Annotated in this window: 18 protein-coding genes and 7 tRNA genes; 6 read left to right on the plus strand and 19 right to left on the minus strand. The window is 47.3% G+C overall.

The window, feature by feature from the left end:
* Window positions 1-20 precede the first annotated feature (20 nt).
* Genes corC through miaB form a run of 4 tightly spaced genes read right to left on the minus strand, consistent with a single transcriptional unit; the run spans window position 21 to window position 3,901 of the window.
* Window positions 21-878: a CNNM family magnesium/cobalt transport protein CorC gene (corC, locus tag F458_RS0113305; protein WP_018983924.1), complete on the minus strand. Its 858-nt coding sequence runs from the start codon at window positions 876-878 to the stop codon at window positions 21-23.
* Between the two features lie 21 nt (window positions 879-899).
* Entirely contained in the window at window positions 900-1,385 is a 486-nt protein-coding gene (ybeY, locus tag F458_RS0113310) for an rRNA maturation RNase YbeY (protein ID WP_018983925.1), read from the minus strand.
* On the minus strand, window positions 1,382-2,437 hold the full coding sequence (locus F458_RS0113315) for a PhoH family protein (RefSeq protein ID WP_018983926.1): 1,056 nt from the start codon (window positions 2,435-2,437) through the stop codon (window positions 1,382-1,384). The genes ybeY and F458_RS0113315 overlap by 4 nt, the downstream gene beginning before the upstream one ends.
* A 27-nt stretch (window positions 2,438-2,464) precedes the next feature.
* Window positions 2,465-3,901 carry a tRNA (N6-isopentenyl adenosine(37)-C2)-methylthiotransferase MiaB gene (gene miaB, locus F458_RS0113320; protein ID WP_018983927.1) on the minus strand — a complete coding sequence of 479 codons (1,437 nt, stop codon included), beginning with the start codon at window positions 3,899-3,901 and terminating at the stop codon, window positions 2,465-2,467.
* A 281-nt stretch (window positions 3,902-4,182) separates the two neighbouring features.
* On the opposite strand from miaB, the gene F458_RS0113325 reads away from it, so the two are divergent.
* Entirely contained in the window at window positions 4,183-5,352 is a 1,170-nt protein-coding gene (locus F458_RS0113325) for an FAD-dependent monooxygenase (RefSeq protein ID WP_018983928.1), read from the plus strand.
* Complete coding sequence (locus F458_RS0113330) at window positions 5,352-5,531, plus strand: hypothetical protein (RefSeq protein ID WP_018983929.1); 180 nt, start codon at window positions 5,352-5,354, stop codon at window positions 5,529-5,531. Before F458_RS0113325 ends, F458_RS0113330 begins: the two co-directional genes overlap by 1 nt.
* On the opposite strand, the gene F458_RS20190 is transcribed toward F458_RS0113330, so the two are convergent.
* Window positions 5,488-6,108 carry a TetR/AcrR family transcriptional regulator gene (locus tag F458_RS20190; protein WP_018983930.1) on the minus strand — a complete coding sequence of 207 codons (621 nt, stop codon included), beginning with the start codon at window positions 6,106-6,108 and terminating at the stop codon, window positions 5,488-5,490. The genes F458_RS0113330 and F458_RS20190 overlap by 44 nt on opposite strands.
* 115 nt (window positions 6,109-6,223) lie before the next feature.
* Here F458_RS20190 and F458_RS0113340 point away from each other — a divergent pair, with 115 nt between their 5' ends.
* Entirely contained in the window at window positions 6,224-6,793 is a 570-nt protein-coding gene (locus F458_RS0113340) for a carboxymuconolactone decarboxylase family protein (protein WP_018983931.1), read from the plus strand.
* A 49-nt stretch (window positions 6,794-6,842) separates the two neighbouring features.
* Here F458_RS0113340 and F458_RS0113345 read toward each other — a convergent pair whose 3' ends face one another.
* From F458_RS0113345 to F458_RS19590, 9 genes are all read right to left on the minus strand, one after another.
* Window positions 6,843-8,303, minus strand: a complete 1,461-nt coding sequence (locus tag F458_RS0113345; protein WP_018983932.1) for an alanine/glycine:cation symporter family protein — start codon at window positions 8,301-8,303, stop codon at window positions 6,843-6,845.
* Between the two features lie 177 nt (window positions 8,304-8,480).
* Window positions 8,481-8,556 (minus strand) — tRNA-Gln (locus tag F458_RS0113350).
* 4 nt (window positions 8,557-8,560) lie between these two features.
* A tRNA-Leu gene (locus F458_RS0113355) sits at window positions 8,561-8,645 on the minus strand.
* 23 nt (window positions 8,646-8,668) lie between these two features.
* Window positions 8,669-8,745, minus strand: a tRNA-Met gene (locus F458_RS0113360).
* 46 nt (window positions 8,746-8,791) lie between these two features.
* Window positions 8,792-8,867 (minus strand) — tRNA-Gln (locus F458_RS0113365).
* Between the two features lie 39 nt (window positions 8,868-8,906).
* Window positions 8,907-8,982, minus strand: a tRNA-Gln gene (locus F458_RS0113370).
* 4 nt (window positions 8,983-8,986) lie between these two features.
* A tRNA-Leu gene (locus F458_RS0113375) sits at window positions 8,987-9,071 on the minus strand.
* A 32-nt stretch (window positions 9,072-9,103) separates the two neighbouring features.
* Window positions 9,104-9,180: transfer RNA gene (locus F458_RS0113380), tRNA-Met, on the minus strand.
* A 183-nt stretch (window positions 9,181-9,363) separates the two neighbouring features.
* Window positions 9,364-10,101, minus strand: a complete 738-nt coding sequence (locus F458_RS19590) for a peptidylprolyl isomerase (RefSeq protein ID WP_083928635.1) — start codon at window positions 10,099-10,101, stop codon at window positions 9,364-9,366.
* Between the two features lie 346 nt (window positions 10,102-10,447).
* On the opposite strand from F458_RS19590, the gene F458_RS20505 reads away from it, so the two are divergent.
* The 3 genes from F458_RS20505 to F458_RS20710 are packed head-to-tail and all read left to right on the plus strand — an operon-like array spanning window position 10,448 to window position 10,947.
* Window positions 10,448-10,576, plus strand: coding sequence for a class IIb bacteriocin, lactobin A/cerein 7B family (locus F458_RS20505; protein ID WP_018983934.1), 129 nt, complete (start codon window positions 10,448-10,450; stop codon window positions 10,574-10,576).
* A gap of 11 nt (window positions 10,577-10,587) precedes the next feature.
* Entirely contained in the window at window positions 10,588-10,740 is a 153-nt protein-coding gene (locus tag F458_RS20705) for a hypothetical protein (RefSeq protein WP_018983935.1), read from the plus strand.
* A gap of 45 nt (window positions 10,741-10,785) precedes the next feature.
* Window positions 10,786-10,947, plus strand: a complete 162-nt coding sequence (locus tag F458_RS20710; RefSeq protein ID WP_018983936.1) for a hypothetical protein — start codon at window positions 10,786-10,788, stop codon at window positions 10,945-10,947.
* Window positions 10,948-11,029: 82 nt separating this feature from the next.
* On the opposite strand, the gene ychF is transcribed toward F458_RS20710, so the two are convergent.
* The 5 genes from ychF to F458_RS0113425 all read right to left on the minus strand — a co-directional run bounded on the left by ychF (window position 11,030) and on the right by F458_RS0113425 (window position 15,065).
* Entirely contained in the window at window positions 11,030-12,121 is a 1,092-nt protein-coding gene (gene ychF / locus F458_RS0113405) for a redox-regulated ATPase YchF (protein WP_018983937.1), read from the minus strand.
* A gap of 22 nt (window positions 12,122-12,143) precedes the next feature.
* Entirely contained in the window at window positions 12,144-12,737 is a 594-nt protein-coding gene (pth, locus tag F458_RS0113410; protein WP_018983938.1) for an aminoacyl-tRNA hydrolase, read from the minus strand.
* A gap of 5 nt (window positions 12,738-12,742) precedes the next feature.
* Window positions 12,743-13,408 carry a 50S ribosomal protein L25/general stress protein Ctc gene (locus F458_RS0113415; protein ID WP_018983939.1) on the minus strand — a complete coding sequence of 222 codons (666 nt, stop codon included), beginning with the start codon at window positions 13,406-13,408 and terminating at the stop codon, window positions 12,743-12,745.
* A gap of 171 nt (window positions 13,409-13,579) precedes the next feature.
* A complete protein-coding gene (locus tag F458_RS19595) occupies window positions 13,580-13,945 on the minus strand; it encodes a hypothetical protein (protein WP_018983940.1) in 366 nt (121 codons plus the stop codon).
* 172 nt (window positions 13,946-14,117) lie between these two features.
* Complete coding sequence (locus F458_RS0113425; RefSeq protein WP_018983941.1) at window positions 14,118-15,065, minus strand: ribose-phosphate pyrophosphokinase; 948 nt, start codon at window positions 15,063-15,065, stop codon at window positions 14,118-14,120.
* Window positions 15,066-15,095: the final 30 nt, after the last annotated feature.

Raw genomic sequence — 15,095 nt, forward strand, 5'->3', positions numbered from 1 at the left:
AAGAAAAGCGTTCAGAACGATTACTCCAAAGAGGGGATGGTTACTTTTAGCTGCACCAGACGGCGTTTATCGGAATGGGTAACTTTGAAGTGGATATCGCCTATGGAGATTTCATCGTTGGTGGCTGGCATGTGGCCGAAGGCCTTGAGCACTATTCCACCAATGGTATCAGCTTCTTCTTCACTGAAACTGGTTTCAAAAAACGCATTAAATTCATCAACAGGTATCAGCGCTTTTACTGAATACGTATATTTATTCAGCGGACGAATATCATCGGTACCATCTTCTTCGGTATCATATTCATCTTCAATCTCGCCAACAATCAGTTCCAGTATATCTTCAATGGTGACCAAACCAGAGACACCACCGTATTCATCCACTACGATAGCCATGTGATACCGCTGCTGACGGAATTCTTTAAGCAGTACATCCACCCGTTTACTTTCCGGCACAATCACTGCCTGGCGAATGACCTCTTTAAGATTAAATTCCTGCTCACTGTTAAACATGTAAGCTAGCAAATCTTTGGCCAGCAGGATGCCTTCAATGTGGTCTTTATCTTCGCTAATGACAGGAAAGCGGGAGTGGGCGGATTCGAGCATGATAGGCAGGAACTGGTCGACCGTCTGGCCAATATCAATGGTCGTCATTTGCGTACGCGGGATCATTATATCCCTGACCCGCATGTCGTTAACCCCTATCACGCCTTCAATCATCTCCCGGGTTTGGGGATCGATAACATCGCGTTGCTGGGCTTCAGTTATAACTTCTACCAGGTCTTCCTTACTTTTCGGCTCTCCGGAAAATGTTAGTTTGATCTTGTCTAGCCAACTTTTTTGCGCAGAGCCGTTGGTAGAGTGGGGATTATCGTCGCTCATAGTATCCGTTTATGTTGTGAATCAATTGTCAAAGTAATCATCTTGATACGGGTCGTCAATGCCTAATTCAGCAAGTATCCGAATTTCCAGCGCTTCCATTTCCTGCGCGTCTGCGTCATTAATGTGATCATAGCCCAATAGATGCAAAATACCATGCACAATCATGTGGGCATAATGGTTAGTAACCTGCTTGTTCTGCGCCTTAGCTTCTGCGCCTATTACCGGCGCGCAGATAACCAGATCACCCAATAGGGGAAGCTCAATGCCAGGGGGGGACTCGAAAGGAAAGGAAAGAACGTTGGTGGATTTATCTATACCTCTGTATTGGTAGTTAAGGGTGCGAGACTCTTTTTCACCAACAAACCGGGCAGTGAATTCCTGCTCGCCGAGTGCTAAATACGCAAGGACGGTGTCCCCCCAGCGCTGCAAATCTTCAGCTGAGGGGATTTGAGCGGCGATGACGTCATCGCCGTCGTATACAAGCTGAATATCAATCAGAGCCGTCATGAGGCGCTGGTATCATCTTTATTTTGCCGGTCATTCAGTGCCTGTTCTTTTTTCGCGATTTTTATCGCTTCCTGTTTCGTATCATACGTTTCGTATGCCTGGACGATTCTGGCTACGACAGGGTGACGAACAACATCGTTAGCGGTGAAGAAGTTAAACGATATGTCTTTAACCTCTCGCAATACTTCAATAGCATGACGCAAGCCCGAACGCGCGCCTCGTGGCAAATCGATTTGGGTAATGTCACCGGTGATCACTGCCTTAGAATTAAACCCAATCCGGGTCAAAAACATCTTCATTTGTTCCGTGGTAGTGTTCTGGCTTTCATCGAGAATAATAAATGCATCGTTGAGCGTCCGACCGCGCATGTAGGCAAGGGGAGCCACTTCAATGATGTTACGCTCCATCAGTTTTTCGACTTTTTCAAACCCAAGCATTTCGAACAGGGCATCGTAAAGTGGGCGCAAATACGGGTCCACTTTCTGAGAAAGATCACCGGGTAAGAAGCCAAGTTTTTCACCGGCTTCTACCGCGGGCCGGGTCAAAAGAATTCGCCGAACTTCCTGACGCTCCAGCGCATCCACCGCTGCAGCTACAGCCAGATAGGTTTTACCTGTACCGGCGGGGCCAATACCAAAGGTGATATCATGATTTAGAATATTCTCTACATACTGGCTCTGATTTGGATTGCGTGGTTTGATGACCCCACGCTTGGTCTTGATATTTACATCTTTGCTATGGGATGACCCGCTGCTGTCTTTTTCCAACACACGGGATTCCTGAATGGCGAGATGAACCTGTTCGGGCGTCAGCTCGGGTGGCTGGCCTTTAACCGGCTGTGTCTCAACATACAGATTTTTGAGTAACTGCACAGCACCATTAGACTGCATGTCTTCGCCAAATACCTTGAAAGTATTATTGCGGTAGGTGATTTCAACACCCAATCTGCGTTCAATTTGCTTGATGTTGTCATCAAAAGGCCCACACAGTACCGACAAACGTTTATTGTCTGCCGGCTCAAGTACAATCTCGTTAGTTACCAAATTACTCAAGCTTTTAAAATCCTCGCTATCAAAAATTTATGCGGTGGGTACAAACTGGCCCACGCCCAGCGCATCTGGTTGAGACCCCTGATGCTTTGCGGTTATAGATTGGGGCGAAACGGCAACACGCAACCCCATATCGCTTTCGCGTCGGACGACGTCGCCGCGTAAAGAGTTTGAAAAGACGTCGGTAATCGCTACGTCCACAAATTCACCTACCATATCCGGGGAGCCTTCAAAATTGACCACCCGATTATTTTCAGTACGCCCTGAGAGTTCCATAGGATTCTTTTTCGACGGACCTTCAACTAAAATTCTTTGCTCGGTACCGACCATGTTGCGGGCAATGCGCAATGCCTGCTGGCTGATGCGTTGTTGCAATAGATGAAGTCGTTGTTTTTTAGTTTCTTCAGAAACATCATCAACAGCATCCGCAGCGGGTGTCCCCGGACGTGCACTGTAGATAAAGCTGAAACTCAGATCAAAATCTACAGCCTGAATTAAGTCCATGGTAGCTTCAAAGTCGGCATCAGTTTCGCCCGGAAAACCGATGATAAAATCAGAGGACATACTAATATTTGGACGTACCTTGCGCAGCTTGCGGATACGCGACTTGTATTCCAGCGCAGTATGACCGCGCTTCATCAGATTCAATACGCGATCAGAACCGCTTTGCACCGGCAAGTGCAGATGATCGACAAGCTCAGGAACCGTTTCGTAAACAGCAATAATATCGTCAGTGAATTCCACCGGATGAGACGTGGTGTAACGGATTCGGTCAATCCCATCGATAGCCGCTACCAGCTCCAATAATTCTGAGAACCGGCACACGGTACCGTCATCCTGCTCACCACGGTAGGCGTTAACATTCTGACCCAACAGATTAACTTCACGAACGCCTTGTTCCGCGAGTTGTGCGACTTCCAGAAGCACATCATCCAGCGGCCGACTGACTTCTTCGCCTCGGGTATAGGGCACTACACAAAAACTGCAATATTTCGAACAACCTTCCATGATAGAAACAAATGCTGTAGGGCCAACAGCCTTGGGCTCAGGCAGGCTGTCGAACTTTTCAATCTCAGGAAAGCTGACATCGACTACCGACTTAGCCCCGCCATTGAGTTGCTTGATCATTTCAGGTAGTCGGTGCAGGGTCTGAGGGCCAAATACCAAATCTACGAAAGGGGCTCGCTGACGGATGGCTTCACCTTCCTGCGACGCAACACAACCACCCACGCCAATAACCAGTTCAGGGTTATCTTTTTTCAGATTTTTCCAGCGACCTAACTGATGAAATACTTTCTCCTGTGCTTTTTCACGGATTGAGCAAGTATTTAACAGAATAACATCCGCGTCCTCCGGCTCTTCAGCGCGGGTAAATCCATGCGTGGCATCCAGTAAATCGGCCATCTTGTCCGAGTCATACTCGTTCATTTGACAGCCCCAGGTTTTGATATACAACTTTTTAGTCATAGTAACTTCAGTATACAGTTAAGTTACCGGCACAGAACCATGCCCGGCGGCGTGAATGATCGCATCCATTACGAAAACCACCGTGGCGGCGCAGCCTTTTGAATCGGGTGCCAGTAGATGTTCAAAATAGCCGCGTATTTTACCTGTTTTGCGCCGGTTTGCCCAGCGATTCAGGCGCTGGCGAAATTAAATCTTTGTTGAGTCGGATTAACTTATTGCCACAAATCATGACTCACATGTGGCTTTAGGCCATAATGAGGGCATTACAGGCAGGAGAGCTTATGTTTGATTTTTGCGTAAACGGCGGTGGGTTGATTGGCGCAGCCACAGCGTTAGGATTGGTGCGTCAGGGTTATACAGTGGCGTTGCTTGAACCCCAGGTTCCTGATTCGTTTGAAGAAAATCAGCCGCCTGACCTGAGGTTGTCAGCATTTTCTGTTGCCTCGACACAACTGCTCGACAGTCTGGGGGCCTGGACACGGATACCAGAGTCACGCATTCGCGCTTATGATCGTTTATCAGTATGGGAAAACAACGGTGCGCGCACTGACTTTGATGCAGCAATGCTCGACACCGATCGACTAGGATATTTTGTTGAGAACCGTCTTGTTCAATCTGCCTGCCTGGCCGCCATCAAAGCCCATAACAATGGTGCTAATCTGACCTTATTCAGCGACAAACCGGAAAAAATAATCTTCAATCAGCCCCACGGTGCGCATGTAGTGCTAAATGCTGACATTACCGTGCAATGCCGATGGGTAATCGGGGCCGATGGTGCCAATTCCCTGGTGCGTCGGCAGGCCGGAATTGGTGTGTCTGGCTGGCAATACGGGCAGCAGGCACTGGGTATCGTGGTTAAACTTGCAACACCTGCTGCGGGGTGGACCTGGCAAGCTTTTCATACCAGTGGGCCAAGAGCATTTTTGCCTATGTATGACACCTATGGATCATTTATCTGGTACGATGATCCGGCCACCATAAAGTCCCTTAGTCAGCTGGATGATAACGCCCTGACACAACGTATAAAAAAGGCGTTTCCAGGTCATGCGGGTGATTTCAAAATAGTAAAAAAAGCCGCCTTCCCCTTAACGCGAATGCACGCGCAGCAATACATCAAGCATCAGGCAGTGCTGCTGGGTGATGCTGCTCATACCATCAATCCGCTGGCGGGGCAGGGTGTCAATATCGGGTATAAAGATGTAAAAGCATTTTTAGCCCTCACTGATGTACACAGGTCACCCCAGTCGTTATCAGAAGGATTGAAGATGTCCTATGAGCCACAGCGCAGAAGAGATAATCTGGCGATGATGAGCGCAATGGACGGGCTTTACTGGCTATTCAGTAATGATAATCCACCTTTGAAATGGCTGCGTAATCAACTACTCAGTGTGGCGCAAAATGCATTACCAGCAAAGCGCCACGTTCTAAAATACGCGATGGGGATCCAGTAATGGAAGTATTGATTATTCTGGGTATTTTGTTCTTAGCACTGTTTATCATTGTGCCTTTGATTGAGCGTTCAAATATGCGGGTAAGTAGCGAGACAGCGTCTAAAATTGCCCGCTGGATCTGGCCCCTGATTATGATTAGTCTGGTAATTCAGCTGGTGATGATGATGATCCGTGGCTAGTTGGCCACTGTCCCTGTAGGTCCAGTAAGAGTTTATCAATATGATAGGCTACGCCGGCATCATCGGCGGACCGATAGGCAGTATGCCGCAATGCAATAAACTGCGTTTGCAACCATTTGGCAACGATCTTAGCAGGAACCGTCTGAGTAACAAAGTGATGATGCTGTAACGCACTAATCAAATGTCTGAAACCATCTTCCACATCATTTAGTGCTGCATCAAGCGCTACAGCAGCATTGTCGTCTAGCTTGGAGCGCTCGGCCATCGCATTTATCAGTAAACACTGCCGTTGGTAACGTTTATCAGGTGCACGGAGCAGTTCCTGGGTGAAAAACATGCGTGTTGCCTCAATGAGATCAGAGGCCTGGGCGATAGTCAGCAAATGCGCTTTAAGCTGGCCGGCATAATGCTCCATTACCTGCACAAATAACGCCGACTTGCCCGGGAAGCGGGCGTATAAACTTCCCGGTCGCATATTCAGGGCATGCTGCACATCGCGCATACTGGTTGCCTGAAACCCCTTGGCCCAGAATAGCTCTGTCACTTTATCCAGTAATTCGTTGGATTGCTGTACCACTACACACCAGCCTGATTTAACGCTGCTAAAGATTATTTTTTCATTGTCTCTTGAACAAATGTTCAAGTAAACCCATATACATACGCACATTCACTAAAACAGCAGGTAGAAACACATGGCTGAGAATAGAACTGAATACAAGATATACGATAAAGATAGTGCTCCGGATGATGCCAGGCCGCTACTGAAAAAATCTGAAGAAGACTTTGGGATGATACCTAATTTACACGGCGTAATGGCTGAAGCGCCAACGCTTCTCGAGGGGTATCAGAAACTTCACGATTTGGCGCAAAAAACGTCCTTCAATAAGGACGAGCTCACTGTTGTATGGCAAACCATTAACGTGGAAAATGAGTGCCATTACTGTGTACCCGCGCACACCGGGATAGCCAAAAATATGGGCGTCAGTGATGCGTTGATTGACGCGTTGCGCAATGATGAAGCTCTCGAAGATGATAAGCTGAGAGTTTTGAAGCACGCGGTTTTATCTATCATACGTAACCGCGGGCGAATTGATGATGACTCACTAAGTGAATTTTTCAATGTTGGATACGAGCGGCAGCAATTGCTGGAGATTGTGCTTATTTATGCCCAAAAGATAATGAGCAATTATACCAATCACATGGCAAACACGCCGGTCGATGAAGCATTCGAAGCGTTTAAATGGAATCCGGAAAAAAAATAGTGTTGGCAGAGTAGGGCGGCACACAAGCCGCCTTACCGTTATCTGCGTCTTACCAGATATTCTTTTCCGTACTACCCTGAATGTTACAGTCACCCGTTTTATATTCGGGCCGCTCTCCGCGCTGGCGTTTTGTGAAATAATCCTTGCTGATGGCCACGATAGTAGGTGTCATCCACACAATCGCAATGATATTAATTACCGACATCAGGCCCAACGCCATATCTGCCATCGCCCACACGGTAGGCAGGGCAGCCATAGATCCCCACAAGATCATACCCAGGTAACCTGCTGTGTAAATCAGACGGCCAGGTTTATTATCCAGTTTAAACATGTGCAGATTACTCTCACCATATGCATAATTTGCCACCACTGAGGTAAATGCGAACAGACAGATAGCTGCAGAGATAAAGTCAGTGCCTGAACCACCGATGTGTACAGTCAGCGCATCCTGGGTCAGACCTATCCCGCCCATTCCCTCTGCAGAGTTTTCAATGCCGGCTAACAAAATAATGAAAGCAGTGCAGGTACATAAAATTACGGTATCAAAGAATACCCCCAGCATCTGCACATAGCCCTGAGAGACCGGATGATTGGGGTTAGGCGCCGCACCGGCCGCCGCATGAGGCACACTACCTGAGCCTGCTTCGTTGGAGTATAATCCCCGCTGGATACCATTTTTAATGGCTGCACCCAAGGCGCCGGCGCCGGCTTCTTCTAACCCGAATGCTGCGCTGACTATATGGGCTAACATTGCGGGCACTTCGGTGATGTTAAGTGCTGTGACTACCAGCGCCACCAGAATATAACCTACGCCCATAAAAGGTACCGCTAACTCAGCAAAACGCGCTATTCCCCGTAATCCACCCACCACGATAAGCGCTGCCATCACAATAATGGCCAGCCCCGAATACAGAGTGGGTATGGCATAGGCGTTTTCTAATGCATCGGTGATAGTGTTAGCCTGGACAGCGCTGAACACGAAGCCGTAGCCAAAAAATAAACAAAGCGAAAACGCCACAGCCAGCCAGGTTTTGCCAAGCCCCTGCTTGATATAATAGGCAGGCCCGCCACGAAATTCGCCATTGTCATCTCTGACTTTATATAACTGGCCCAGCACACTTTCTGCAAATCCGGTGGCCATGCCTATAAGCGCTATCATCCACATCCAGAAAATAGCGCCTGCGCCGCCTAAGGAGATTGCCACTGCAACACCCGCAAGGTTGCCTGTACCTACCCGGGCAGAAAGACTCGTACAAAGCGCCTGAAATGAGCTTATTCCTTCTTTGGTCGAGCGGGTGCTGCCTTTCATGACAGAGAACATGTAAAAGAAGTGCTTAAACTGGACACCGCCCAGCTTAACAGTGAACCAGATGCCGCAAAATACGAGCATATAAATCAGCAGAGGGCCGGTTGCAAGCTCGGTGGGACCAAGACCCGGCAGATCTGCATTTACGGCAAATCCTTCGCCCCATAAGACGTTGTTCACGGCAGCAACAATCGTGTCTATCACAGCGTTTCCTTGAGGAGTACTTTTTATTGTTGGTCCGCATATTACCATGCACACCCAGATGCGAAAGTAACCGGGGCGTTATTCTGCTGCTATTGATCGAATATATAATAAAAAAAATGTCTGGAAAATGATGAGCCGGGAAACAAAAAAACCGGCCAGAGGCCGGTTTTCCTAATATGGCTGGGGTAGCAGGACTCGAACCTACGGATGACGGGATCAAAACCCGTTGCCTTACCAACTTGGCTATACCCCAATTATGGTGCGGAAGGAGAGACTTGAACTCTCACGCCGTGAAGCACTGGAACCTAAATCCAGCGTGTCTACCAATTCCACCACTCCCGCGATAGCATTTTTCTTATAAAACATGGTGGCTACGGCGAGATTTGAACTTGCGACCCCATCATTATGAGTGATGTGCTCTAACCAACTGAGCTACGTAGCCTAAAACCAGGATAAAAAAACCGGTCTGATGACCGGTCTTTTTAATATGGCTGGGGTAGCAGGACTCGAACCTACGGATGACGGGATCAAAACCCGTTGCCTTACCAACTTGGCTATACCCCAATATAATCACGAATCACATTCGCAACTATTTTGGTAAAATGGCTGGGGTAGCAGGACTCGAACCTACGGATGACGGGATCAAAACCCGTTGCCTTACCAACTTGGCTATACCCCAACTATGGTGCGGAAGGAGAGACTTGAACTCTCACGCCGTGAAGCACTGGAACCTAAATCCAGCGTGTCTACCAATTCCACCACTCCCGCTTAGCTGGACATCACTGAGATAGTAAAGAAATTGGTGGCTACGGCGAGATTCGAACTTGCGACCCCATCATTATGAGTGATGTGCTCTAACCAACTGAGCTACGTAGCCTCACTATTTCTCTTCCCTCTCAGGAAGTGGCGCGTATTATGCGAATATGAAGGGGGGCAGTCAACCCCTTTTTTATTATCTTTTACCAAGTGGCCAGAATATATACTGCAATAGTGTAAAACAAGGGATTTAAGCCAGAGATTTTTTAAGTAATTGCTGTTACTGCATGATATTTCCACAGTTTTATCTGACCTCAATCGCGGTTTGATAGTAACAAATATCCAACGGACGAGGCGCAAGTGTGGTGTCCACAAAAAACGGATTATTAAGTTGACGTGCCTGAGAAACCTTTTTCTGATAATCGCTGTGTCCGGGTAGCTGAATCCGCACTTTCTTTTGTTCTGAAACAGAAAGCGCACTGCCCAGGCGCACATCAATTAATTGACTGGCTTGAGAAAAGTCCTTAATTACGCCGTAATTGCTTTGTTCACCACGAGGCAGACGTTGTAATGCAGACATGCCCGAGACGACGCGTCCAAACAACGCCATGTTTCGGTCAAGATGACGGGGTGCCTGCCCCAATACGATATAAAACTCTGTGGCGGCCGTGTTCGCTTTATTGTCTCTGGCCATTCCCACCATGCCTGGACAATGGGTCAGCCAGTAGTGTGTCCTGTCAGGCGTCGTAGCAGCAGGAAAGCCGTTAATAAAGCCGCTCACAGGAGCAAAAGGTGCCGGGCGTTCGACTTCATAAAATCCTTCCACAGCCTTACCAGTAAACTCTGCAGCCAGTGATGCGGTGTTACCGTTTTGCTTATGTGTGCCGTTTGACCCGGCCTGGGCGACAAAGCCTTCAATGACACGATAAAAATAACGATTGTTGTAAAAGCCCTGACTCACCAGCTCCCGAAATCGTTGTGCATGGTTAGGTGCGATTACGTCTGTTAATGCAAGGATGACCTGGCCGTGGTGCGTGCGCAGGTAAACTAAATCTGATTGCGGAACGGTCTACCAGAAACCTTCATCTTCACGCTGGCTTGCGCTACTCATTAAAGAACACAGACATAACAGGCTGGTAAACAGGCGTAGCAAATTTTTCATAGATTGCTGTTCATGGCTTAATTGATATAAAAAACTGAAATTAATATTAGCATCTAATACCGGCTTAACCTTGTCTATATTTGACCCAATGGCTTATGCAATCAGCCAGTGTATTGCAATGAAAGTCGTGTATTTGAATTAACCTTCCTGGGTACAGTTATCTTATCAATAATTATTTACTAAAGTGGTTCTGTAGCACAACACTACAACAACTAAGGAGAGTTCAATGCAAACATTAACCGCTACGGAATTACAGGATGTAAACGGCGGAATTATCCCCCTGATTATTGGTATAGACGTGGGATTAAACCTGACAATGCTGGCGCTGGGTTATGGTGCTGGTGCGTTCGAATAGGAGAGATATAAATGCGTGAATTAACAGTAAGTGAATGTGAAATAGCCGTTGGTGGAATCTTTTTTGTTCCGGCACTGGTGGCTTTTGGTAAAGGAGTAGGATATGGAATTGCAGCAGGCAGTGCACTTTATGGCGTGGCTCTGGCGGCAAAAAATGCAACCTGAAAGCAAAACCGGCTTCGTGGCTTCAAGCGCTAAAGGACAACATCAATGCGTATCTTATTTAGCATAGCCTGTCTGCTATATGTTTGGTTACTGCCAGCCTTGACGAAGCAGGGCTACGGGGTGGTGGTGCCTTTGGGCGCGATATGCGCTGCGCTGGGGCTGTTTTTGATGTTAAGCAAAGACGCTGACTGTAAAAAGGGTCATTGAAAATATTGTCGAGTGAAAATCGGACAGGTGACTGAGCTAAAAAAACCGCTGACTGGTCAGCGGTTTTTTAAGAAAACAGGGCTTAAACATTAAAGCGAAAGTGAATCACATCACCATCTTTAACGACATACTCTTTGCCTTCCAGACGCCATTTACCGGCATCCTTAGCGCCTTGTTCGCCGGTATATTCGATGAAGTGGTCATAGGACACAACTTCTGCGCGAATAAAGCCTTTTTCAAAGTCAGTATGAATTCTGCCAGCAGCCTGGGGGGCTGTTGAGCCTTCAGGATAGGTCCAGGCTCTGACTTCTTTTTCGCCAGCGGTAAAATAAGTTTGCAGATTAAGCAGGTTATATCCTGCACGAATAACGCGATTCAGGCCCGGCTCTTCAAGCCCCATATCCTGCATAAATTCATCGCGCTCATCGTCGTCCAGCTCTGCAATCTCTGACTCGATGGCGGCACAGACTGCAACTACCACAGCGTTTTCACCCTCGGCGACTTCGCGGACCTTATCCAGGTACGGATTATTCTCAAATCCATCGTCATTAACATTAGCAATGTACATAGTCGGCTTCAGGGTTAGCATATTCATATACCCAATCGCCGCCAGCTCTTCTTTTGCCAGGTCGAGGGAACGAAGCAGTTTGCCTTCATCCAGGTGTGGCTTTATTTTTTCCAGTACTTTAAGTTCATACTTGGCCTCTGAATCACCACCTTTTGCCCGTTTCGCCACCCGTAACAAGGCTTTTTCGGTCGTTTCAAGATCGGCCAGAGCCAGTTCTGTATTGATAATATCAATATCGTCCAGAGGGCTCACCTTGCCAGCCACATGAACAATGTTGTCATCATCAAAACAGCGTACAACGTGGCCGATAGCATCTGTCTCACGGATATTGGCCAGGAATTTGTTGCCAAGTCCTTCACCCTTTGACGCGCCTTCAACCAGACCGGCAATATCCACAAATTCCATGGTAGTTGGAATAACACGTTGCGGATTAACAATATCAGCCAGCTTATTCAGGCGCAGATCCGGTACGGGAACTACGCCGGTATTGGGCTCAATGGTACAAAATGGAAAATTGGCAGCTTCAATACCTGCTTTGGTCAGTGCGTTGAATAGCGTCGATTTACCTACATTCGGCAGGCCGACGATACCACATTTGAAACCCATGCTAGCCTCTTGTGTCGGTTAATTATTTGGTGAGTTCGGCTTTAAAAGCGTGCAGCCGATTTTGTGCGGTTTTTAAATCTTCTTCAAGCAGCACATCAGTGCAGCGAACAGCTTCATCGATGACTGCGTCCATTGCCGCTTTTTCATCGGTTGCAGGCTTACCTAATACGTGACCGGTAACCCGTGACTTATGACCAGGGTGACCGATACCAATTCGTAAGCGCAAAAAATTTTTATTGTTGGCCAGGCGCGTTACGATGTCTCTAACGCCATTCTGGCTAGAACTACCACCATGTTTAAACTTTGCCACACCCGGCGGTAAATCCAGCTCATCGAATGCTACCAGAATTTGCTCTGGTTCTATTCGATAAAAATTTGCCAGCGCGCCAACAGACTGACCACTTTTATTCATAAAGGTGGTGGGGTAGAGCAAACGAACATCCTGTCCAGCGACAGAGATTCGTGCTGTCTTACCGAAAAACTTGGCCTCAGGTGTCAAAGAAGTAGAGTGCCGAGCAGCTAGTTCATTAAGGAACCAGGCGCCAGCGTTATGGCGGGTTTGTTCATATTCGGGGCCTGGATTACCCAGGCCCACGATCAGGCGAATGTCAGCCAAGAAGATTACTCCTCTTTGCCTTCTTCGCCTTCACTTTCTTCATTGTCACCTTCACGTTCAGCTTCTTCAGCGTCAATGACTGGTGTCTTAGGAGCAGGTTTGATGGTCACTACTGTCAGGTCGTGATCAGGATCTTCCTTGGCCAGCTCAACAGAGCTTACGCCTTCAGGCAAAACGATATCAGACAAGTGCAGTGTGCTGTCCATTTCAAGACCAGCAATATCAACTTCGATATATTCTGGCAGATGCTTGGGCAGACAAGTGATTTCAATTTCGTTCAGGTGATGCTCAGCGATACCACCAGCTTTCACTGCTTCGTTTGCTTCTGCGTTAATGAAATGCAAAGGCACGTTAGTGTGAACATCTTCGCCCGCTACAACACGCTGAAAATCGATGTGTGTGATTTTAGGCTTGTAAGGGTGACGTTGCATGTCTTTAACCAACGCTTCTACTTTCTTTCCGTCAATGTTCAATGTCAGAACATGAGAGTAGAAAGCTTCATAATCAGCAGAGTTGTTAACTTTATTGTGAAAAAGCGTTAGTGAAACTGGCTCTTCGCCACCACCATACAGAATTCCAGGTAGCAGATCTGCACGACGCAGGCGGCGGCTCGCACCTTTCCCTTTATCAGTACGGATACTGGCATCCAAAGTAAAAATACTGTCAGACATTGACTGTCTCCAAAAATTAAATGTGAACTGTAAATGGGCTTCCGCGACCAAAAGCCCATCCCGTGCTAGATGGGGCCATCAGGCAATATAGCCGTTAGACCAAATAGCGCCCCAAAAATTAAGGGCGGCGAATTCTACCACTGATGTTTCACACTGACAAATACCATTGGGTTAATATTCGTTATTCTTCGCTTTAACACCGCTTTCATCTAAAACTTTGACATCTTCCACTTCAAAGACGCTGCCGTACTGGGTAAACGTCATGATGTCTTCTCTGATTCTGCCTCTGACATGCAGCTTAATACCATTTTTTTTATACTCAGGCGCCAGATTACGCAGCGTATATTTATTACCATTATCCCCGTCGAAACCATAAAAACCGCCTTCCAGGTCTTTATATAAAAGGGTGCCGGTAATCTCTTCAGAATTAGTTTGCATGGTTTGCTCTTGCGTTTTGGTTTCAGCCTGCGAATACTGTTGGCTACAGGCGCCAACAGATAACAGCATAAAGGGCATTACAAATAAACTTGCTTTCATAAAGCATTCCTTGTTAAGGAAAAATATATTCAGAGAAATAATACGCGGGTTTATCTGAATAGACAGTGAACAGCATAACCGGTTCAGCGCTGGCCAGGCAAATCAGCGCGCACAAAAAAGACGAAGGGTCTGCAGACACTTCGTCTTTCTGGTAATCAGAAAAGTAAAAAACTCAGTATTCGAACATGGCGGAAATAGATTCTTCGTTGCTGATACGGCGAATAGTTTCGGCCAGCATCTCCGACAATGTTAATTGCTTAACTTTGTCAATTTTCTTCATTTGTTCGTTCAGGGGAATACTATCGGTAACGATAATTTCATCGATGACAGAATCCTGCAGATTTTTGGGCGCATTACCTGAAAAAATTGCGTGGGTTGCGTAAGCGAATACTTTTCGCGCACCGTGACTTTTCAATGCTTCTGCCGCTTTAGCCAGCGTACCGCCAGTATCGATCATGTCATCCACAATAATACAGTCGCGATTTTTAACATCGCCGATAATATTCATTACCTGTGCTACATTGGATTTTGGACGGCGCTTATCAATGATAGCCAGGTCAGTGTCATTCATCAATTTGGCCGTTGCACGGGCCCGCACAACGCCGCCAATATCTGGTGACACCACCACCGGATCAGCAAGGTTACGGCGCATCATATCGGCCAGCAGAATCGGGGTCCCAAAAGCATTATCCACAGGAACATCAAAGAAACCCTGAATCTGTTCTGCGTGTAAGTCAATGGTAAGAACCCGATCGACACCAACATTGGACAGGAAATCAGCAACTACTTTTGCCGTAATAGGCACCCGGGCGGAACGCACACGACGATCCTGACGGGCATAACCAAAATAAGGCATGACCGCCGTGATGCGACCGGCTGATGCCCGACGCAAAGCATCGATCATCACAATAAGTTCCATCAGGTTGTCGTTAGTAGGCGCGCACGTAGACTGGATAATAAAAACGTCCGAACCACGGACGTTTTCATGAATTTCTACGCTAATTTCACCGTCACTGAAGCGGCCAACGCTGGCGTTTCCAAGCTTGGTATAGAGACGATCGGCAACTTTCTGGGCAAGTGCTGGTACGGCGTTACCTGCAAAGAGCTTCATATCTGGCACAAGTGTTTCCTCAGTGCATTCAAAATAGAG

Origin of the sequence: Salinimonas chungwhensis DSM 16280 (genome assembly GCF_000378185.1) — a bacterium.
Classification (GTDB): Bacteria; Pseudomonadota; Gammaproteobacteria; order Enterobacterales; family Alteromonadaceae; genus Alteromonas; species Alteromonas chungwhensis.